At 65.1% G+C, this 19,483-nt stretch carries 20 protein-coding genes; 17 read left to right on the plus strand and 3 right to left on the minus strand.

Annotated elements, in window-relative coordinates; genetic code table 11:
• Positions 1-119 precede the first annotated feature (119 nt).
• From WME85_RS04855 to WME85_RS04875, 5 genes are all read left to right on the plus strand, one after another.
• Complete coding sequence (locus WME85_RS04855) at positions 120-398, plus strand: helix-turn-helix domain-containing protein (protein ID WP_012233090.1); 279 nt, start codon at positions 120-122, stop codon at positions 396-398.
• Between the two features lie 439 nt (positions 399-837).
• Positions 838-2,856, plus strand: coding sequence for a DUF4365 domain-containing protein (locus WME85_RS04860; protein ID WP_437835553.1), 2,019 nt, complete (start codon positions 838-840; stop codon positions 2,854-2,856).
• 482 nt (positions 2,857-3,338) lie between these two features.
• Positions 3,339-4,028: a hypothetical protein gene (locus WME85_RS04865; protein ID WP_437835555.1), complete on the plus strand. Its 690-nt coding sequence runs from the start codon at positions 3,339-3,341 to the stop codon at positions 4,026-4,028.
• 8 nt (positions 4,029-4,036) lie between these two features.
• Positions 4,037-5,755 carry a hypothetical protein gene (locus WME85_RS04870; RefSeq protein ID WP_437835557.1) on the plus strand — a complete coding sequence of 573 codons (1,719 nt, stop codon included), beginning with the start codon at positions 4,037-4,039 and terminating at the stop codon, positions 5,753-5,755.
• Positions 5,756-6,014: 259 nt separating this feature from the next.
• Positions 6,015-6,788 carry a restriction endonuclease gene (locus WME85_RS04875; RefSeq protein WP_437835559.1) on the plus strand — a complete coding sequence of 258 codons (774 nt, stop codon included), beginning with the start codon at positions 6,015-6,017 and terminating at the stop codon, positions 6,786-6,788.
• Positions 6,789-6,822: 34 nt separating this feature from the next.
• Here the strand turns inward: WME85_RS04875 and WME85_RS04880 are convergent, their stop codons facing one another.
• Positions 6,823-7,371, minus strand: a complete 549-nt coding sequence (locus WME85_RS04880; protein ID WP_437842237.1) for an LIC_13387 family protein — start codon at positions 7,369-7,371, stop codon at positions 6,823-6,825.
• Here WME85_RS04880 and WME85_RS04885 point away from each other — a divergent pair.
• The 5 genes from WME85_RS04885 (at position 7,270) to WME85_RS04905 (ending at position 11,641) form a co-directional block, all read left to right on the plus strand.
• The gene (locus tag WME85_RS04885) at positions 7,270-7,497 is read left to right on the plus strand and encodes a UPF0175 family protein (protein ID WP_437835561.1); all 228 of its coding nucleotides are present in this window, start codon (positions 7,270-7,272) and stop codon (positions 7,495-7,497) included. The genes WME85_RS04880 and WME85_RS04885 overlap by 102 nt on opposite strands.
• 412 nt (positions 7,498-7,909) lie before the next feature.
• Entirely contained in the window at positions 7,910-8,473 is a 564-nt protein-coding gene (locus tag WME85_RS04890; RefSeq protein WP_437828168.1) for a DUF6431 domain-containing protein, read from the plus strand.
• Positions 8,474-8,596: 123 nt separating this feature from the next.
• The gene (locus tag WME85_RS04895; protein ID WP_437835563.1) at positions 8,597-9,988 is read left to right on the plus strand and encodes a DDE-type integrase/transposase/recombinase; all 1,392 of its coding nucleotides are present in this window, start codon (positions 8,597-8,599) and stop codon (positions 9,986-9,988) included.
• On the plus strand, positions 9,975-10,796 hold the full coding sequence (locus WME85_RS04900) for an ExeA family protein (RefSeq protein ID WP_437828173.1): 822 nt from the start codon (positions 9,975-9,977) through the stop codon (positions 10,794-10,796). Before WME85_RS04895 ends, WME85_RS04900 begins: the two co-directional genes overlap by 14 nt.
• Positions 10,797-11,374: 578 nt before the next feature.
• Positions 11,375-11,641, plus strand: a complete 267-nt coding sequence (locus WME85_RS04905) for a DUF3368 domain-containing protein (RefSeq protein WP_437835565.1) — start codon at positions 11,375-11,377, stop codon at positions 11,639-11,641.
• 701 nt (positions 11,642-12,342) lie between these two features.
• Here WME85_RS04905 and WME85_RS04910 read toward each other — a convergent pair.
• Complete coding sequence (locus tag WME85_RS04910; RefSeq protein ID WP_437835567.1) at positions 12,343-12,729, minus strand: EthD domain-containing protein; 387 nt, start codon at positions 12,727-12,729, stop codon at positions 12,343-12,345.
• 204 nt (positions 12,730-12,933) lie between these two features.
• Between WME85_RS04910 and WME85_RS04915 the strand changes: the two genes are divergently transcribed.
• The 5 genes from WME85_RS04915 (at position 12,934) to WME85_RS04935 (ending at position 15,289) form a co-directional block, all read left to right on the plus strand.
• Positions 12,934-13,506, plus strand: a complete 573-nt coding sequence (locus WME85_RS04915; RefSeq protein ID WP_437835569.1) for a TetR/AcrR family transcriptional regulator — start codon at positions 12,934-12,936, stop codon at positions 13,504-13,506.
• Positions 13,507-13,694: 188 nt separating this feature from the next.
• The gene (locus WME85_RS04920; RefSeq protein ID WP_437835572.1) at positions 13,695-13,946 is read left to right on the plus strand and encodes an addiction module protein; all 252 of its coding nucleotides are present in this window, start codon (positions 13,695-13,697) and stop codon (positions 13,944-13,946) included.
• On the plus strand, positions 13,933-14,223 hold the full coding sequence (locus tag WME85_RS04925) for a type II toxin-antitoxin system RelE/ParE family toxin (RefSeq protein ID WP_437835574.1): 291 nt from the start codon (positions 13,933-13,935) through the stop codon (positions 14,221-14,223). Before WME85_RS04920 ends, WME85_RS04925 begins: the two co-directional genes overlap by 14 nt.
• A gap of 287 nt (positions 14,224-14,510) precedes the next feature.
• Positions 14,511-14,798, plus strand: coding sequence for a UPF0175 family protein (locus WME85_RS04930; protein ID WP_437835577.1), 288 nt, complete (start codon positions 14,511-14,513; stop codon positions 14,796-14,798).
• Positions 14,795-15,289, plus strand: coding sequence for a DUF3368 domain-containing protein (locus WME85_RS04935; RefSeq protein WP_437835580.1), 495 nt, complete (start codon positions 14,795-14,797; stop codon positions 15,287-15,289). The genes WME85_RS04930 and WME85_RS04935 overlap by 4 nt, the downstream gene beginning before the upstream one ends.
• Positions 15,290-16,073: 784 nt before the next feature.
• Here WME85_RS04935 and WME85_RS04940 read toward each other — a convergent pair.
• Positions 16,074-17,108: a hypothetical protein gene (locus WME85_RS04940; protein ID WP_437835581.1), complete on the minus strand. Its 1,035-nt coding sequence runs from the start codon at positions 17,106-17,108 to the stop codon at positions 16,074-16,076.
• Between the two features lie 392 nt (positions 17,109-17,500).
• Here WME85_RS04940 and WME85_RS04945 point away from each other — a divergent pair, with 392 nt between their 5' ends.
• Both WME85_RS04945 and WME85_RS04950 read left to right on the plus strand, forming a co-directional pair.
• Positions 17,501-18,355: an ATP-binding protein gene (locus WME85_RS04945; RefSeq protein WP_437835583.1), complete on the plus strand. Its 855-nt coding sequence runs from the start codon at positions 17,501-17,503 to the stop codon at positions 18,353-18,355.
• Positions 18,356-19,273: 918 nt separating this feature from the next.
• On the plus strand, positions 19,274-19,459 hold the full coding sequence (locus tag WME85_RS04950) for a hypothetical protein (RefSeq protein WP_437835585.1): 186 nt from the start codon (positions 19,274-19,276) through the stop codon (positions 19,457-19,459).
• Positions 19,460-19,483 lie beyond the last annotated feature (24 nt).

Consider the following 19,483-nt stretch of genomic DNA (forward strand, 5'->3'; position numbering starts at 1 on the left):
AGCACCCGCGGGCGGCACTTTTGTAGTCTCGCCACGTTACGAACTGACAACCGGCAGGTCAAGGAAATCCGATCTGCTGGATCATTATTCTGAACCCGGCGCGGGGGTACGCGAACGGAGTGCGAACGCTCACGCTCGATACCCTTCTGCTCTACATCGCAGCGAACCTGCGGCGTCTACGCCAGCAGCGCGGCATCACGCAGGAGCAGCTCGCGGAAGCCGCCGGGATCGAGCTGCGGACGATGCAGGCGATCGAGGTTGGGCGGCAGAGCATGAGCCTCGGCACGCTAGTCAGGCTGGCGAACGCGCTCGATGTGTCGCCCGGGGTTCTTCTTCGCAGTGCCGCGATGCCGGAGATCAAGCGAGGTCGGCCGCGCAAGCGTCCCGCCGGGACCTGACGCCATCTCCGGTATCTGCAGCTCACCGGCCCGCAGCCTTCCGCGCGCTCTTTGCGGAGAGTTGGCGCGTGCTTTGCTAGGACTGCGGAGGCTGTCCCGCGTCGTGGAGGACTCGGCAAGCCGCAGCAAGTTGAACAGCCCGTCCGCTGCTCGGCCGGGCTGTTGCAGCGCCACATCTTTGACTCGGAGCGGTTAGGGTATCTACGGCCTGCTAGCGCCTTAGCCCGGCCTGGACCCCGCACGCCCGTGCGCTAGTCTGCTTGACAAGGAGGGGTCGCCGTCAGATACGCTGTATGCCGCGGATGACCGACATGTCGTTGATCAAGTCGCACAGAGTCGCGGTTGACATGCCTTGATGGGCTATGAGGTGCAAAGTCTGGGCAAGCTTGATTGGTACAGTCTAGCGTAGCGTCGCGGCAGACGGAGGTGTATCGATCTAATGAACGACGACGGCCTAGGCCCTCTTCCTAAAGCAGATTCAAACTCTGCTCTCCAGCGCCGGAGCTTGCAAGCACTCGCTGCAGCGCTAAGCTCCGATGAATTCATTTTGCGCGACGAGCGCGTCGACGACTTTGGCGTTGATGTAACACTAGAGGTCATCTCGAATTCACGGGCGACGAACTGCCGTTCGCAAGTTCAACTTAAAGCCCGCTCAGGCCTGGAGATGAATAGGGATGGCTCATTCTCGGTATCGGTCGAGACGACCAACCTCAACTACCTGCTGAATGGACCATGTCCGCTATACGTTCTGTTCCGACCCGAGACGAGCGACCTGTTCTTTGCGTTCGCCATGGACGAGCAGGTGCGGATCTCGAGCCTCGACGAATCTTGGAGCGCGAAGGCTTCTGCAACTATCAGATTTCGCACAAAGATTGACCAAGCGACGATCGCCGTCATTCGCGAGCGTATAATAAATGAAGCTAAACGGCACAGACGATTGCGTGACGAAATTGCATTCGTCTTGCCGAATGGTCGTGCCCGCATCGAGTTCGACGCAAGCGAGGGACCGGGGCGCGTTACAGGACCCGAAGCGGCGGAGGAACTACTTCTTCGTGATGGTATGAACCTAGTTTCCTGGGGCTTCGCCTCCCGAGTGGTGGAGATCGCAGCACTTCTACAGCCGCAGCGATTCAGAGATGCTCCGAAGCTCTCCCTAGTGCTCGGCTATGCCCACTTCTCAAACGGAAACTACCTGGCCGCAGACGCAAGTCTGCGCGCTGCTCGTGCCCGCCGGCTACAACTTGAATCCGAAGATCGACATTTTCTGTTGTATTTGACGAACGTTGTCGCTCTTGTGTTTGGAGAGATCTCCGCGGAAGTCTTCCGAGGTCGTTCGGAAGCTTGGCGTGTGGATGCCCCTGAGGTTCTCCAACTCCAGTATGACGTCCTTCGACTGTGGACACTCCGAAGTGAGGCCGCCACTACGCAGTTACAGGAGCAATACCATGAACAGCTGATGGCCGTGCTCCGCCGCATCGACGCGCTGACAAATGCCCCAGAGGCGATTCGGCAGCACGCTCGGCTCCTCATCGAGTTTCACGAAATTCAGGACCGTGTCATGGCCCTAACCCAGGCGCTCATCAACTCACGAGATCCTGGAATATGGCGTCATGCATACGACAAGGAGCCGCGTCAAGTTATTGACGAGGAACTTCACAACCTCGAGCGATGGCGCCTCAGGGTTCGCGAATTAATAGATACGATCCGCACTACCGGGAACGCCTCGCTCTTCTGCCAGGCGTTGCATACGCGCGACGCGGGCGAGGCCTTCGTTATTGGCCAGTTGATCATGGCGGCTGCCATGACGGAGACCATAGCTCCAACCGTTCCAGAGCGACTTTTTGAACAGATCCACGCTACCCAATCTGCTGCAGTGCGGTTCGATCAGCCGGAACTCGAGCTGCGGTCACGTTTGCTAGAGGCCGACGTTGCCGATCTTGCTCGTGACCGCGCGAGGGCGGTTGAGCTAGCCACCGCCGTGCGTGAGAACGCCGAGGCTCTACGTCATATGGACATTGAGCGTTCCGCTACAAGAATAATTGCGCACAGTCATCACGCCGAACGGCTGGAGGAGATACGAAAGCTTCATGAAGAAGGAATTGAGGTAGTGCTTGCGCAAATGACCGATGAAGATCTCGACGACCTTGCGCGAAACTCCTGCGCCTTGATGCGCGTACCGCCTGAGCGCCTGCCGGTTCTGCGGGATGGCGCCGAGTGCCAACGGACGATCGCGCGGGAGAAGCTTAGCTGGTGCCGTTATATAGAGATTAGGGAAGACGCTTCGCACGAGGCGAGCCCTGCGACACTATACGCATGGTATCCAGAGCGCGTTGCGCGCTGCGCGCTCCTCTCGCGTCAGTCTGCAGTTCCTTCGAAGGACTGGTCCGCAGTTATTGCCGCGTTCAAGGCGAGCCATTGCAGCGGCTGTTCGCATCGCACGCCCCGGCGCGCCGAATGAGAGGCCCCTCGTGTGTCTGACGCGCCTTCACCGCCCGACGATCGCCGTGGGCGTGGCTCCTTATTGCCGCTCTCTCCGAGGCCAACCATGCGCTGGATCGGTGCAACGGCGAGAGGTGGGGAAGAGGTACTGCCAGGCGAGGCTGGTGGCTGCTCCTGGTATTGGGGCTCGCAGAGCGTCGCCATGGAGTTTCGAGCCTTGACCATGGCAAAAACGAAGCAGCACAGCTTCAAACATCATGCAAGTCCTTACATGAGGTGCTGGTGAGCATCCCTCTTTTAGTGTTCACATGGAACCTACACCGCAGTCGCGCCGCCCTCAGACGTGCATGTAGGTATCTCACGCGAAGAACACCATGCATCGCCTCCTTTCAGGAACTACCGGAAGGTGCCAGTTCTGACGACTTCATGCGCTATAGTCGTGGTTTACTACGCCGGGTGATTGGAGTAGACCGTGGGCTCGCGATCGCTACGAGTGCCGATGTGGCGACGGCCAACGAGCACGTCTATACCCCGGGCGCCTTCCCGACGATCGATCAACGCATGCTCGAAGTGACAATTACAAATACGTTATTTGAGGGGTTGCGCTTTTTTGCGCTGCACCTCCCCGGACGACGCGATCTGCCGGACGGGAAGAGAGACGGGCCGCTCGCAGTACTCGCCAGTGCGTTTCACGCTGCCTGGAAAGGAGGCCCTGTAGTCCTCGCCGGCGACTTCAACGCGGATCCATATCACCGAGAAATCGCGGCTCGCGGCTATTTCTGGGCTGTCCGCGATCGCAGCGAACTCTCTCATCGCAGAGTTCAGCGCCTACCAAGTGCCCCTGGCCTAGACGTCGTCCACAGCGGAAAAGTGCACCCAGCGGCAACCGACCTGCGTGCCCTCGTAACTCTCGCGGATCGTTCCCCTCTCTACAATCCGATGTGGAAATGGCTTCCTGAACGACGCAAGCATCCACGGGGCACACACTACTATCTTGACGACGACTGCGGCATCAGCTGGCACTGCTACGATCAGATTCTGCTCAGTCCGGAACTCGTGGAGCATGTCCAAGACTTCCGAGTCTTAAGCAAGCTGGGCAAGACCAATTTGATCGAAGGCGACCAGAAAAAGCCAATTGAAACTGGCTATAGTGACCACCTGCCCGTAACGCTGGTGCTCGACCGGCATTAGAGCGACCGATGGCATCTAGGAATAACTGGAAAGCACAGATTAAACAGATTGTCGAGGAGCCTGCCGGCCCGGGGGGGCAAAATCTGCTTCTCGAGACAATTAAGGAATTTGTTGCGACTCTGAGCGGCAGCCGATGGCTGCATGCAGAGCTTGAGCAGGACTCGACATCGTCGCTCCGTTCCATCGTCCTTACTCCTAAGACACGAAGGAACGAGAGGAACGTCATCCTCAGCCTCTGGGTTACACCGTACTCGGTATCGGTTATCGGCGACAAGAATAAAGAATACGATGATCCAAAATCGTTGCAGCAATTCTTCGTTGAATTCGCCAAGCGGTCGAATCTCTCGCGAATGACCGAAGAATATCGAAAGCGATGCCTTCTGCCAGTTCTCGGTACCCTACGGACGAGTTATTCGGTCCCTTACGGGACAGATGATATTACGGTTCTCATCGACCCACTGGAACAAGAGAAGCTGTTGGAAGCGGCGGATGGGGACCGGCCGGGCGTGGTCACGATCACAGCGACGCCCGCCGAAGGAGGGAACCACATCGTTGAGCAGGTCGAATACCGATTCCTCGACTCAGCGGGACTCAGCTTGGCGCTTACCGGGGAACCAAGACGCAATGACGATGGTTCTATTCGGCTGACCGGCACAGCATTCCTGGGGCGTGGTGGTACACCGCCGCTGCGCCTTGTTGCGAATACCGGAAAATGCGCCGAAGGATCTATGGTGCTCGGGATGGGCTTCTTGTTGAGCCCTGAGGAAGCGGAGCAACTCATCAAGATCAGTCTGTCAAATCAAGAAGTTATCTCGCCATATCTCAATGGCGATGACTTGAATAATCGTCCAGATCAGTCGGCCGCTCGGTTTGTTATCGACTTCCGAGATTGGCCACTGGATCGCGCCGAAGCTCCGAGCGGCTACCAAGGCCACGTAGCAGCCGATTTTCCGGATGTTCTGAGGTGGCTGGAAATGCATGCCAAGCAGGAACGGCTCTCCAAGCCTGGACCAGTGGCGAGTGCCCCTTGGTGGCAATTTTGGCGTCGACGGACTCGACTATACGACGCCATCTCCGGTCTGCGGCGCGTGCTTGTGAGGGCGCGCCTCTCCAAGTACAATTGTGTTGCATTTGTAGAATATCACCCTGTATTCTCTGAGCAAGTCGTCGTGTTCGCTCTTGAGGACTGGTCCTCGTTTGCGGTGCTTCAATCATTTGCGCATAACGAATGGTCCGCCCACAACGCGCCCATGCTTGGGTTTCGTTCAGCGGTCCGTTATGTGCCGCTGGACTGTTTTGAGACCTTTACCTTCCCCTCCTCGAACTCTGCCCTCGGTTCCATCGGAGAGAGTTACCACGAGCATCGAAAAAGGATCATGCATGATCGGCGGGAGGGTTTGACCAAAACGTACAACCGCTTCCACATGCAAGACAACATCGCTGCTGATGTGCAAATGCTCCGCAGCCTTCACGTGCAGATGGACGAATGTGTCGCATTAGCTTACGGTTGGGATGATCTGCGCCTCGACCATGGATTCCACGCTACACAACAGGGGCAGCGCTTCACAATCAGTGAAACGGCCCGATCCGAAGTAATTGCACGGCTTCTGCGACTCAATCACCAATGCTACGCCGAGGAGGTGGCGGAGGGGCTACACGAGACGCGGAAGACTAGGAAGCAGCTAGCGTCGAAGAAAAAGAAGCGGGGGACAAGCGACAGAGGCTGATGAAACCGATGAGCGTCGATCAACTACATCGTGTACTCCAGGACGGAGCCTCAAACACCTATGCAAACGAGATTTCGTTTACCGCCGACATTGTCCCCAGGCTTGTGCGCGCACTCGGCTACGACGACTCTCTGCTTATGTTTCAATACTCGTTGGGCTTCCCTCCCCGCTACAGGGCGGACGCAGTGGTTCTGCAGCCTATTTCAATGAGTCCGTGGCTACTGATCGAAGCTAAAGGACCGAATTTCCGCTCAGCAAGATGCTCAGCGAAGCGGCCGATCAAATGGACATCTATCGTGCCGTGGCTGCGCCAGAATATGCGATGCTGCTGTCGCCCAAGCAGCTGTGGATCTACCACGGCGACACGGTTGCCCGATACGATCTCGACGAAATAACGCTCGACCAGGCACACCAGATCTTCGAGCGATTGCGTCGCCCCTCCGTATGGCCAACGCTGGGCCGGACCTCGCAGAGGCCGGCTATTGCGAATCCTGCTCCCAACTTCGAGCATTTTCGGATTGATTCACCTACGATCGCGGAAAAGATTAGCGCGGCTGAGGTCGCAAGCACTGCCAAGGAGAAGGGGGCGACCTTCGAGGAGGTTGCCGCGGTTCTATTTTCAGGCCTCAAGGGGGTGAAGGTAAAATATCGAAACCTTCTAGGCTCAAGTTACGAAGTCGACCTCGTGTTGGAGCACAGTCGCGCCGATATTGGCCCGTTGTTTCACGATTTTGGCCGGTACTCGCTCGTCGAGTGCAAGAACTGGTCAGAGCCAATGGCTGCTAAGCACATTAGAGATTTCAAGGCGAAGTTGGATCGCGCAAGGGCGCACCTCGGATTCGTCATGTCCCGCAATGGTGTCACCGGTGCGCATAACGGTGCCGACGCTTTGCGAGAAATTAGGGCAGCGGTCGACACCAACGGGGTTTTCTTGATCGTTGTCTCCCAAGCTGACCTAAAGGCTGTTGAGGCCGGAGCGGATTTTTACTCGCTCATAGACGATCGAGTCGATCGCCTCCGGTTTGATTTCTGAAGCATGATTGATTTGTGCTCGAAACTCCGCACGCTCAGCGCCCCACGAGGGCCGCGCCGAAGCACGCCGTCGCGACGAGCATGGTCACGATCGGCGGCGGCGGAAACGCGCGGACGGCGATGGCCAGCAGCGCCAGCGACACCGCCGCGTTCAGCGCCACGACAGCAGGGAGCGCGGCGAGGGCGGGCGCGGCGAGCACGCAGACGGCGCCGTGCAGCGCGAGCACCAGGCCCATGGCCACGCTGAACCCCCTGAAGAGGCCGAGCAGGTCGCGCGACAGCCCCATCATGGTCATCCGGTGCGCCCGCATCGCGCCGAGGACGCTGCGTCGACGTGAGATTCGCTTGGAGTGGACCCCGGGGTCACGTGAGCGTTCGCCCGGCCGTCGACCGCGGGCAGTGGAGGGCGGGGAGCATCTCGGCCTTGCAGGCCGCGGCGTCGGGTGGGATCCTCGGGGTGCACCGGCAGGACGTGAGGCAGCATGGGATCGTTCAACCTCGAAATCTCGGACGACATCCTCGACGAGGCACGCATTCCGCCAGTCGAGCGGGAGGCCGTGCTCAAGCGGGAGCTGGCCGTGCAGCTGTACGCTCGCGAGCTCTTGCCCAAGGCGGCCGCTCGCCGGCTGTCGGGGATGGATCGGGTTGCCTTCGTGTTACCGCGCCCTTCCAATAGTGGACTTCCCGCCGATCTCGATCCCCGTTCGTGATGGATATCCGCCGATCGCCCCGTGCCCCTCCATCATGGAATCGGTTCGGACCCGAGAGCAGGAGCCGGGGTGGGCGCAGCGGTCCGCCGCCCGCCAGCGATCATCGGCAACACTTTCCGGTCACGCATCCGTGATTCTCACAAAACCTCGCATCCCCGACCTCCACGCCTCAGTGGCTGAGCTTTCCTGCTTCACGCCCGAAATTACCACTGCACTTCGCACCACGTCCGCGCCGCCGCTGACCTAAGGCCGGCATCGACGGAGCGGAGCATCGGCGCGGAGCCGGCCACAAAATAGGCGACGAGGGGATGCGTGTTGTGGCGACCCGTCCTCCCCTCGTCGTGCTCCGATCACCTTGGAGGAGCGGAGCCCGTGCAGGATCGTTCAAGCCGATGTCGACATCAAGCGTTGGATGACGGTGCTCCCGACGGTTCAGCACGTGCGGCCGGCCCGCTGCCCCTGCTGCGACGCGGCCAGCCGTCCCGTCAACGGCCCGCTGGGGATGCGCGGTCACGGCCTGCGCGCGCGCCAGGTGTACGGCCCACACGATGCGGGCGACGCGCCCCAGCAGGTTACGGTGCAGGCTCGGCGCTACCGCTGCACCGCCTGCGGCGCGGTCGTGGTGGTCGTGCCCCGCGGGCTGCTGCCGCGGCGGCGCTACTCCGCGGCGGCGATCGGCTGGGTGCTGGCCCGCGTCGGACTCGAGGGCGCCACCACACCGGTCGTCCGCGCCGAGGTCTGCAGCGCCGTGGTCCTGGGCGTCGCGGCGGCCGAGCGGTGGCTGGCGCCGTCGCGATGGATCGACGCCAGTCGCCGTGGCCAGCTCTTCCCCCGGCTCGGACGTCACGGCGCCGACAGCACGCGCGCGCAGGTCGCCGAGCGCACGGCGATGCAGCTCGTGGCGCTGTCGGCTCGGGGCAGCGCCGGCACGCCTGCCCCTCACCTGGCGTTCCACGGCGCCGCGCTCGCAGCGTGATGGCCATTCGCAGGCAAACGCGAGGTCCGGCGACGCCACCCCGTAGGATCGGGCACGACGGCACGGATCCGGGGCACTGGGTTTCCACGGGGCGCCGAAACGCACCCGTGGAAAGGACCGTTCGTGGACCTCCTCAAACCCAGAGATCACGCGGAGGAAATCGCCCTCTTTCGCCACGGCATCATTGGCCAGCTCTGCGCTCGCGACCTCGAGCATGGCGATCTGGTCGAAGCGTTGCGCGCCCTCGCCAAGGAGCGCGTGCGCCCGCCCGGTAGCGCGTGCACGCGCTCCTTCGCGGTGCCGACCCTCGAGCGCTGGCTCTATGCCTACCGCCAGCGGGGGCTCGAAGGCCTCTGCCCTCGCGTCCGTCGGGATCGCGGTCGCGGCCGCGAGCTCGACCCCGTGTTGAGACAGCTGCTGTGCGACATCCGGCGGGAGCACCCCGGGGCCTCGGTGCCGCTCATCCTGCGCACGCTGCGCGAAGACGGACGCCTGAGCGCCACGGTCAGCGCCTCGACCGTGCGTCGCCTCTACCGTCAAGAGGGACTCGACAAGATCCCGCAGCGCGATGGCAAGGGGCCGACGACCCGGCTCAAGTGGCAGGCCGAGCGCCCTGACGCGCTCTGGCACGGCGACGTCTGTCACGGCCCGACGCTTCATCTCGACAGGCGAAGGATCCCCGTGCGGATCCACGCCCTGCTCGACGACGCATCGCGCTTCCTCGTCGCCATCTCGGTCGAGAGCGACGAGAAGGAAGATACCATGTTGCGGCTGCTCGTCCGTGCCGTCCGGCTCTACGGCGTGCCCGACGCGCTGTACCTGGACAACGGCGCAACCTATCGCGGTGACGCCTTGCGCCTCTTCTGCTCGCGCCTCGGGATCACGCTACTGCACGCGCGCCCCTACGACCCGCAGGCGCGCGGCAAGATGGAGAGATTCTGGCGCACGCTTCGGGAGGGGGTGCTCGACCACCTGGGCGCGATCACGTCGCTGGACGATATCTCCTCTCGTATCCAGGCCTTCATCGATGTCCACTACCACGCGTCCCCGCACGCCGGCCTGATGGGGCGCGCGCCGGGGCTTGTTTACGCGCCCGGGCAGCGCGAGATCGACGCGCTCTCCGAGACTCGCCTGCGCGACGCGCTCACGATCCGGCAGCGTCGGCGCGTGCACCGCGACACGACCGTCTCGGTCCGCGGGCAGCTCTTCGAGCTCGACCACGGCTACCTCGCCGGCCGCATCGTGACCGTCGCCTATTGCTTGCTCGACGAGCCAGTCGCCCCGGTCGTCGAGATCGAGGGGCAGCGAATCCCCCTTCGCCCCGTCGACCCGGTGCACAACGCGCACGTCAAACGGCCGCCACGTCGTTCCACGACGAGCGGCGCGTTGCCCACCGAGCAGCAGGTCGCCTTCGACCCAGGCGGCGTGCTGCGCGACAAGGCGGTGCGCGAGGCGGCCCGGGCGGCCGACGCGAAGGACCCCGATGGAGAGGAGGACCTCGATGCGATCTTCTGAGCTTAGCTTCTTCGGCCTTCGCACCGCGCCCTTCTCCAAAGAGCTCGAGGATGCCGAGCTGTGGTTGCCGACGTCGAAGCAGGTGCTCGTCGACGATCTCGAAGCCGCGCTCCTCGAGCGTGCCAGTGTGCTCCTCGTCGGGGAGCCCGGCGTCGGGAAGACGTGTGTGTTGAGGGCCTTACGGCATCGGCTACCCCAGGCAGGATTCCGTCTGACTTACTGCCACAATGCGACGCTCGGCCGCCGCGACTTCTACCGGTATCTATGCCATGCGCTCGGCCTGCAGCCGACATCTAGCGCCGCCAACCTGTTCCTCGCGGTCGAGCGGCATGTCCACGAGCTGCGAAGAGATCAGGTGCATCCGGTGTTTCTCCTCGATGAGGCCCATCTGTTGCACCCGGACATGATGGCGCATTTGCATATCCTCTTGAATCACGAGTGGGACAGCCGCGCCCTCCTGTCGATCATCCTTGTCGGCCTTCCGGAGCTCGAGGGCCGCATGGCCCTGCGGTCGCACCGCTCGCTGCTTACGCGCATCCATCACCGCTTCATGATCGAGCCGGCGACGGTGGAGGACACGGCGGAGTATGTCGCCTTCCGGCTGAAGGGCGCCGGCGCCGAGCACGAGCTCTTCTCGCGGGAGTCGCTCGCCGCTCTGCACGAGGTCGCGTCGGGCTCGCTGCGGGAGATCGACCGCATCGCCTCGGCGGCGATGCGGGAATCGGCGCGCCGGAAGCGGAAGCTGGTCGACCGTGACGCGGTAGCCCGCGTCGCGGAGGCACTCACGCTCTCCTCGGCGCTCGGCTGAACGGCAGCGCGCGGCCCGCGAGGCTCGTCGGCCTCGCGGGCCGTGTCGCGCCAGGCCCACGATGGCCATCGCCTCGCCGCGCCGACGGTGGCCGGCAGGATGCCCATCGCGCCGCCTGGCGCCGGGGGCAACGTCCACGATGGCCATCGGCGGAAAGAGACACTGCCGAGCAGCCGCGAGATGGCCATCGGCCAGGCGGGGCACGGCGCCATCAACGGGGCGGCTCGGTAACACCTTCGACGACCTCCTCGGGCAGCGCGGGATCCCGTCACGGCTCACGGTCGAGGACTTCGATGAGGATCTCGCCGACCTCGCTGCGTTCCGGCGAGCCGCGGGCAGTGGCGGGCTCCCATGACGACGCCGCTGGTGGTGACGAACAACACGCCCGTGTCGCACCTCCTCCGGATCGGACAGCTTCCGTTGCTCGGGCTTCTGTTCGGGCGCGTGCTCGTTCCCGCCCAGGTGGTCGACGAACTCGATCGAGGCCAGCACGCCCTCGGCGCTTGGCGTGAGGCGCCAGGTGCCAATGCATTGGTCGTGGCCGCGCCACTCGATAGTCCTTTTTGCGGCAGCTCCTCGTGCAGCTCGACCCCGGAGAGGCTGCGGCCATCGCGCTGGCGGTCGAGAGGAGCGCGTCGCTGTTGCTCATCGACGAGGTTGACGGCAGAAAGGTGGGCCGGCGACACGGGCTACGGATGACGGGGACCCTCGGCGTCTTGCTCGAGGGGAAACGTCAGGGGCACCTTGGCGAGGTCCGAGCGTGGATCGACGCGCTCAGTCGTCAAGGTTTTCACATCGGCGCCGCGCTGAAGCAGCACGTTCTCGCGGCCGCCAGAGAAGCCTGAGGATGGGCGTGAAGCTCAAGAAGTACAAGTCTGCATGAACTAGGCTTGACGAACTTCCATGTGAGCCGCGCGATACACGCGGAGCTGCCCAACAAGCCAATGCTGCCGACGGTCCGGGCAGTGCGCTTCGCGCGGCTGCCCGGACCGCAGCAGATTGGCAGGGCGTTGGGCCGGCATCGTGAGCCTGGACGCGCTTATCGTCGGCGAGCGGAGCCTCATCGGCTTCACCAAGCGCAGGCGTTCACATGCCGCGCGTGACGCTTGACGCATGCATCCCATCGCGTCGATGATGCCTTCATGGATGTGGAAAAAACCAAGGACTTGGGCGAAGGACACCCAGCGTGCCCCAGCCGCCGTCGCCGGCTCGGTCCGCTTCCCAGCCGGCCTCGCTGATGCGCCCGATGCCCTGGCCGGAGGCGCCGGCGGTGCCTCGCACGCCGTAGCTCCCGTAGCTCCCGTCCGTGCACCACGTCCCCGCGACCTCGCCGCCCGTGGTTGCCAGGGTTCGGCGTCGGGGTCGGCGTCGGCGCGGCGTCGTCGTCGACCCGACCGAGCTCGGCCCACCTCTGAACAGCGCGACACGGCGCCTCGCTGGCGGTGATCTTCCCGTCCCGCGTAGGATCGGTGAAGACCGCGGCCACGTGATCGCCGGCGTTCAGCGGGTCTTCACCGGCGTCGGACGCGGATTTCACCGGTGAACTTCACCGAATTCCCTCGGGTTGTCCAGAACATCTACCGCTCTCGGATGTGACGCGCTCCTCGACGACGTAGGCCCAGTATCGCGACCGATCGAGGAACTTCTCCTCGTCCGCGACGACCCGCTCGCGGGTGCCTGGCTCGAAGATCTTCCCGAGCCACGCCTGCAAGGCGGCCCTGTCCGGAAACACGGTCTCCGTCACGACGTCGAAGCCGATCGCAGCATCCTCCATGTTCAGCGCGTCGCCTCGCTTCAGGTAGCTGCGTTTGTACACCGCGGGAACGGGCGCCAGGCTGCATATGAACGGCACGTGCTTGTTCTCGTAGTAGTCGACGAAGTCGCGCAAATCCATGCCTTTCCTCCTGGTGAGAAAGGCGAATAGCTTCACCATGTCTTTCCTCCTCTTCGCCGGATCGAGCCCCGGCGAAGAGGGCTCTCCGGCCGAGCTCATCGGCACCCGGGCCAGGTGAAGACGTGGCCAGCTCAGGCCTCCGGCCGCGCGGCTCCGGGAGCGACCGGATGGCTTTACGATACAAAGTGTATCCAGTCAATCCAGTTCGCCTCGATCCGTCCGTCTCGGTGTAGGATGCGGGCGATGCCGAAGCTCTGGAACGACACCCTCGAGTCACACCGCCGGGAGGTCCGCGACGCCATCCTCGATGCGGCCGCAGCCATCGCGACCGAGCGCGGGGTGCCTGCGGTCACGATGTCGGAGGTCGCGGAGCGCACGGGCATCGGACGCGCGACGCTCTACAAGTACTTCCCCGACGTGCAGGCGATCCTCGTCGCGTGGCACGAGCGGCAAGTCGGCCGCCACCTCGCAGAGCTCCTCGCCGCGCGCGACCAGGCGGGCGATCCAGAACGCCGGCTCGGGATCGCCCTGGGCACCTACGCCCGCATCACCCACGAGGAGCACGGGACCGAGCTCGTCGCCCTGCTGCGCCACGGTGAGCACGTCACCAGGGGCTATCAACAGCTCAGCGAGTTCATCCGCGACCTGATCGCGGAGGGCGCGAAGCGCGGAAGGCTCCGCGATGACGTCCCCCCCGCCGAGCTCGCGAGCTTCTGCCTGCACGCGCTCTCGGCGGCCAGCAGCATGCCTTCCCTGGCGGCGGTCCGCCGGCTCGTGTCCGTCACCATGGCCGGCCTTCAACCTCCGAAGCGCTGAGCCGCCGCCTCGTCGTACCCGCCCGCCAGCGGCCACCGCCGCGCCCCCCGCGCCCGGCGAGAGGCAGCGGCCCAAGGACCGGGGCCGCCGCGAGCCACGGATCCTCGCCCAGGACTCGCGGCCCAGGCCCCGCATCGAGGCGGGTCCCGCTCGTGACCCGGCCGAACTTGCGGTAAGCTCCCTGCATCATGAGCGACGTCGAGGATGTCCTGGCCGTAGCGCTGCGTCTGTCGGCGGAGGACCGAGCGGCCGTGGCGGCCGCGCTGATCCAGAGCCTCGACGAGCCCGAGCAGACGACCGAGGAGGTCGAGGCTGCGTGGGCCGAGGAGATCCAGCAACGTCTCGCCGACGTCGACGCCGGGGTCGTCTCGCCGGTCCCCTGGCCGGAAGCCCGGCGCCGCATCCTGGCGGCTGCAAACGGCCGTCGTGAAGCTCGTTGAGGTCCTGCCAGCCGCACTTGCGGAAGCCGAGGAGGCTGCGGGGTGGTACGCGGAACGCGATCCACGCGTGGCGGCACGGTTCGCCGACGAGATCGAGGCGGCATTGACTCGAATTGCGGAGGCGCCGGACCGCTGGCCCTCTTACCGATACGGGACGCGTCGGGTGCGGTTGACACGGTTTCCCTATCTCGTCGTGTACCGAGACGAGCCAACGCGCATTCTCGTCGTGGCCATCGCGCACGCAAAGCAGAGGCCGGGCTACTGGAGAAAGAGGTAACCCTCGCCCGAGATCCTCATGCCCTCGTCGTCCCAGCTGCTGTCGCCCTTGCCCGGCGGTCCCAGCGTGCAGGCGGCACCTCGAGGGGCGCGGCGGACGGGCCGCCGGAGGCGCCGCGCTGAAGGGACGCTGCGTCGACGTGAGATTCGCTTGGAGTGGACCCCGGGGTCACGTGAGCGTTCGCCCGGCCGTCGACCGCGGGCAGTGGAGGGCGGGGAGCATCTCGGCCTTGCAGGCCGCGGCGTCGGGTGGGATCCTCGGGGTGCACCGGCAGGACGTGAGGCAGCATGGGATCGTTCAACCTCGAAATCTCGGACGACATCCTCGACGAGGCACGCATTCCGCCAGTCGAGCGGGAGGCCGTGCTCAAGCGGGAGCTGGCCGTGCAGCTGTACGCTCGCGAGCTCTTGCCCAAGGCGGCCGCTCGCCGGCTGTCGGGGATGGATCGGGTTGCCTTCGACGACCTCCTCGGGCAGCGCGGGATCCCGTCACGGCTCACGGTCGAGGACTTCGATGAGGATCTCGCCGGCCTCGCTGCGTTCCGGCGAGCCGCGGGCAGTGGCGGGCTCCCATGACGACGCCGCTGGTGGTGACGAACAACACGCCCGTGTCGCACCTCCTCCGGATCGGACAGCTTCCGTTGCTCGGGCTTCTGTTCGGGCGCGTGCTCGTTCCCGCCCAGGTGGTCGACGAACTCGATCGAGGCCAGCACGCCCTCGGCGCTTGGCGTGAGGCGCCAGGTGCCAATGCATTGGTCGTGGCCGCGCCACTCGATGGTCCTTTTCTTCGGCAGCTCCTCGTGCAGCTCGACCCCGGAGAGGCTGCGGCCATCGCGCTGGCGGTCGAGAAGAGCGCGTCGCTGTTGCTCATCGACGAGGTTGACGGCAGAAAGGTGGGCCGGCGACACGGGCTACGGATGACGGGGACCCTCGGCGTCTTGCTCGAGGGGAAACGTCAGGGGCACCTTGGCGAGGTCCGAGCGTGGATCGAGGCGCTCAGTCGTCAAGGTTTTCACATCGGCGCCGCGCTGAAGCAGCACGTTCTCGCGGCCGCCGGAGAAGCCTGAGGATGGGCGTGAAGCTCAAGAAGTACAAGTCTGCATGAACCAGGCTTGACGAACTTCCATGTGAGCCGCGCGATACACGCGGAGCTGCCCAACAAGCCAATGCTGCCGACGGTCCGGGCAGTGCGCTTCGCGCGGCTGCCCGGACCGCAGCAGATTGGCAGGGCGTTCGGCGGGCGGGCCTGTGCTTCTGGGGCCCAGAAGGAAGAATCTTGTAGATCCGCCCTGTTTGGACGAGGCCTGGACGCGGGACGTCTCCGGGGCTGTCTATCGTAGAGCCCGGCCCCAGATGTCTGCCACGGCCAGGCATCACGAACGTGCGTGCCTCCGCACACGGTACGCACCATCCATCCCGCCCCGTCTTGGTGGCTTGGGCTCCTGTGCCGCCGGCTCCTACTCGCGGAGCGGGAAGTAGGGCGTTGTCGTGGGCTCCGCGGCGTTGACGAGGGGCGCGGCTACGATCTATGGCCGCCTTAATGCCAAGTATAGAAGATCCACCGGGCCGGTGGGATGCTGGGCTTCGAGGGGGCATGCCTCAGCTGCCTACATCTCGCTGTCGCCATGAGCGGATTTTTTTCCGGGGGCACGGAAAGAGGCGGCCCCGTCTACCTCGCGTCCGATCCCGCCATGCTCACCGTCGTTGGCGTGAACTCCAAGACGACCGGCGGGGGCTCTGCGCACGTCCGCCTGGACGACGGCGGTCCGCAGAAAATCCGCGGCTATACGAGGACGTTCTGACGGAGATCGATGGGAAGTAAGCGGCATTCATCGACGCGCTCAAGGACCGTCAGGGGCCGTTGGGGGACGTCGGGGAGACGCCCTCCGCCCGCAGGATGATCCGCGAAATGCAGCAGTGCAGTCCATCGCGCGAAGCCACGGGTGCAGCGAAATAGTCGCTCTCCCCGCGCCATTGAGCCTGGCACGCGTCCGCTTCGGGAGAGGCGAACTTCAGTATCGTCGACGTGAACACCACATCGGAGACCGGCGGCCGCGCATAGTCCTCTATGACGAACAAGGCCCGGTGCTGCGCCTGTTCGAGCATGTCGAGGCTGAACGACACCGACGCGCCGGTCTGCGCGTCCGTCACGATCTGGTTCCAGGTAGTCCCGCTCAGCGACATGCTGATCTTCAATTGGGTTGCAACGGCGACGTCCATGCCCTGACCACCCCGGCATCCGCTGTATGTGTCATAGAACGGCGACGCCGGGATGATGAAGGTGTTGACGTACTGGGCAGAGACCCACCACGAGGCGTACGGGTCCACGGGCGAGGTCGGCGCGCACGTCGGCCCCCACGTGAGGACCGGCTGCAGGACACCATTGTCGAGCACATCGTAGTTGTGCCCTCCGGGGCTCGGCTGGAGCCCGGGCCACAAGAACAGCGTTCCGGATGCGGGAGGCGACGGCGGCACGGTCAGCGTCGTCTCCAGGGCGATGATCTGGTTCTGCGTGGAGACGTCGAGCTCGACGAAACCAAAGCCGTTCACGTGGGTGTCCGACGCTGCGCTGTCGCTCGCGGCGCCGACGGTCCCTCCGGCGCAGGGGTCCGCGTCGCCGCCGGTTCCCGAGCCGCCGCCGGTGTCCGAGCCGCCGCCGCCGGTGTCCGAGCCGCCGCCGCCGGTGTCCGAGCCGCCGCCGCCGGTGCCCGAGCCGCCGCCGCCGGTGCCCGGCCCGGCGCTGGTCGAACCACCGCTTCCTGCGCCGCCGCCGGTTCCCGTCGTGGCGTCGTTCGAGCCCTCGCCTCCCGAGCTGCAGCCGCTCGTTCCGACGACGATGCCGACGAGGCTCGCGGCGACGTGGCCCGCGATCTTGCGGCGCAGCACCGGCCCTCGCGCCCCGGCCGGCGTTCGCTGTCCCGCTCCGGGAGATCGTGCCGAAATGGCCGCGGAATTTGCCTGACTCATCATGTGCCTGTCCTCCTTCACGAATCGCCGATCGATGTTCGGTGTTCATGAATAACACGCGGAGGACATTTCTTGAGATTCCCGGCGGGGTACGGCCACTAACCGTCGACGCCGCCCGAGCGGCTCCCGCCGCCCGACGCGTAGCTGCGAAGGCTTCGGCACGGGTTGCGGCACCAGCGCTCCCACGAGGGGCGCCTGGATCACCGTGATCGCCAGCGGGCCTACCGCGCCCGACGGAGCCGGCGCGTGATGGATAGGGGTTCCGACAACTTGCGATCGCGACGTGATCCCCCACGACCTGGAGTCCTACGATGCCCAACGATGATGTCGCTGAGCTTGTTCGTTCCCTCGGCGTACGCGTATCGCGCGAGGCGCTGCTCGCGCTCATCGCGCATGCCACCACGGCGCGCCTGTCGCCGGTGCAGACGTTCGAGGAACTCGCCGCCATCGCCCACCGCGAGCGCGCCGAGCGCAATCTCGCCGCGCGCGCCAAGGCGGCAACCATCGGCACATTCAAGCCCCTCGATCGCTTCGACTGGAACCACCCGCGTACGATCCAGCGTGAGCTCGTCGAGGAGCTCATGACGCTCGACTTCGTCGCCAAGGGGCACAACGTCCTGCTCCGGGGTCCGAGCGGCGTCGGCAAGACGATGCTCGCCCAGAACCTCGGCATGCTCGCGCTCCAGCGCGGCTACACCGTGCGCTTCACGACGCTGTCGGCCGCCCTCGCGGATCTGCTCAAGCAGGAGTCGCTGCCGGCCCTCGAGCGACGGCTGCGGAAATACACGGCCCCGTCGCTGCTCATTCTGGACGAGATCGGCTATCTGCCGTGCAGCCGTCAGTCCGCCGATCTGCTCTACAACATCATCAGCCGCAGGCACGAGAGCCGATCGCTCGTGCTGACGACGAATCTGCCGTTCAAGCAGTGGAGCACGGTCTTTCCGGGCGCAGCGTGCGTCTCGGCGCTGATCGATCGCTCGGACGTCGCGCACGGTCACCCCGGCGTGCAGCGCGACGAGGCCGATGCTCGGGTAGCAGGACGACGGAACGGAAGACGGCGAGCCGGAAGGGAGAAAGGGTTGCGCAGCAACCACAAAGGGCACCCGAGACGGCGACGGCGCTGCGCAGGAGACCACCGGGGCTGCGCAGGAGCCGGACGTTTGTAACAAGGGACACCAATAGAGGCGCCCAGGAGGGGCACGGGGCCGCGTAGGACGACTGCGAGTGTTGCGTAGGACACCAACGGCGGTGCACAGGAGGGCGCCGAGGCCGCGCAGGAGGGCGCCGGGGGCTGCGCAGGAGGGCGCCGGGGGCCGCACAGGAGGGCGCCGGGGGCCGCGCAGGAGGGCGCCGGGGGCCGCGCAGGAGGGCGCCGGGGGCCGCGCAGGAGGGCGCCGGGGGCCGCGCAGGAGGGCGCCGGGGCCGCGCAGGAGGGCGCCGGGGCTTGCGCAGGACGGCCGACGCGGCCGCCCCGGGATCGAGCACGCCGTGGGACTCGCCCTGGACCGGCGTGCGCATGGCAAGTGTTGCCTTCATGGCAAGGCTTGCCAGCCCCCCGGGAGGCAAAAGCGGCAAGGACTGCCATCACGCGCCGATGCCCGCGCCCCGGATGCGACGAGGCGACCGCTCCCGCGCTCCGCCGTGACGGGCGCCCCCTCTTCGCGCCGGAGCGTCACAGGCCAGATTCCCGTGGCACGCTCGTTGCGATGTCGCGATGTCGATGGGTGTACGCCGAGCGAGGTGAGGGCGCCGCTCCCATCACGGATCGGCCGCTCGCCTCGCATCCACATCCGACCTGCTCCGCGTCGCGCAAGCGTCGCCGGAACTGCGTCGCAGGCGGCGGGGGGCGGCACGCGCCATGGGACCGGGAAAGCTGCCCGGCCACTCGGCCCCCTCCGTCCAGGAGTACGAGAAAGCCGCGCGCTGCATTGCCGTACTGAAGAACACTTGTGCGGACTTCCTCGATATCGACGCTCTGTTCGACTCGCACCCCGAGTGCTCCACGGTCTTCGTGGGCAAGGTGGCCGATGGCGGCGAATGCACCGATGACAACGATTGCAGCAGCGCGACCTCGATCAGGCAGGATGAAGCTCGTCACCATGATCACCGAGCCGAGCAGCATCGCCCGCTTCCTCACCGCGCTCGGCGAGCCGACCGACGTTCCAGCTCGCTCACCCAGCGCCGACGCGGCGGCCGCCGTACTGGAAGAGCACCGTGCTCCGTCGCTGCGTTCCGATCCTCCGGACGAATATCCGAAGGACCCAACGTGACGGCGGCAGCCAGGGCCCAGCGCG

Origin of the sequence: Sorangium sp. So ce1153 (genome assembly GCF_051521595.1) — a bacterium.
Taxonomy (GTDB): domain Bacteria; phylum Myxococcota_A; class Polyangia; order Polyangiales; family Polyangiaceae; genus Sorangium.

What these genes read in the sequence shown, in the direction of transcription:
- WME85_RS04860 (WP_437835553.1), top strand. Translation starts at nt 838, where the DNA reads ATGAACGACGACGGCCTAGGCCCTCTTCCTAAAGCAGATTCAAACTCT.
- WME85_RS04870 (WP_437835557.1), top strand. Translation starts at nt 4,037, where the DNA reads ATGGCATCTAGGAATAACTGGAAAGCACAGATTAAACAGATTGTCGAG.
- WME85_RS04875 (WP_437835559.1), top strand. Translation starts at nt 6,015, where the DNA reads ATGCTCAGCGAAGCGGCCGATCAAATGGACATCTATCGTGCCGTGGCT.
- WME85_RS04885 (WP_437835561.1), top strand. Translation starts at nt 7,270, where the DNA reads ATGGGATCGTTCAACCTCGAAATCTCGGACGACATCCTCGACGAGGCA.
- WME85_RS04890 (WP_437828168.1), top strand. Translation starts at nt 7,910, where the DNA reads ATGACGGTGCTCCCGACGGTTCAGCACGTGCGGCCGGCCCGCTGCCCC.
- WME85_RS04900 (WP_437828173.1), top strand. Translation starts at nt 9,975, where the DNA reads ATGCGATCTTCTGAGCTTAGCTTCTTCGGCCTTCGCACCGCGCCCTTC.
- WME85_RS04910 (WP_437835567.1), bottom strand. Translation starts at nt 12,729, where the DNA reads ATGGTGAAGCTATTCGCCTTTCTCACCAGGAGGAAAGGCATGGATTTG.
- WME85_RS04915 (WP_437835569.1), top strand. Translation starts at nt 12,934, where the DNA reads ATGCCGAAGCTCTGGAACGACACCCTCGAGTCACACCGCCGGGAGGTC.
- WME85_RS04920 (WP_437835572.1), top strand. Translation starts at nt 13,695, where the DNA reads ATGAGCGACGTCGAGGATGTCCTGGCCGTAGCGCTGCGTCTGTCGGCG.
- WME85_RS04930 (WP_437835577.1), top strand. Translation starts at nt 14,511, where the DNA reads ATGGGATCGTTCAACCTCGAAATCTCGGACGACATCCTCGACGAGGCA.
- WME85_RS04935 (WP_437835580.1), top strand. Translation starts at nt 14,795, where the DNA reads ATGACGACGCCGCTGGTGGTGACGAACAACACGCCCGTGTCGCACCTC.
- WME85_RS04945 (WP_437835583.1), top strand. Translation starts at nt 17,501, where the DNA reads ATGCCCAACGATGATGTCGCTGAGCTTGTTCGTTCCCTCGGCGTACGC.
- WME85_RS04950 (WP_437835585.1), top strand. Translation starts at nt 19,274, where the DNA reads ATGAAGCTCGTCACCATGATCACCGAGCCGAGCAGCATCGCCCGCTTC.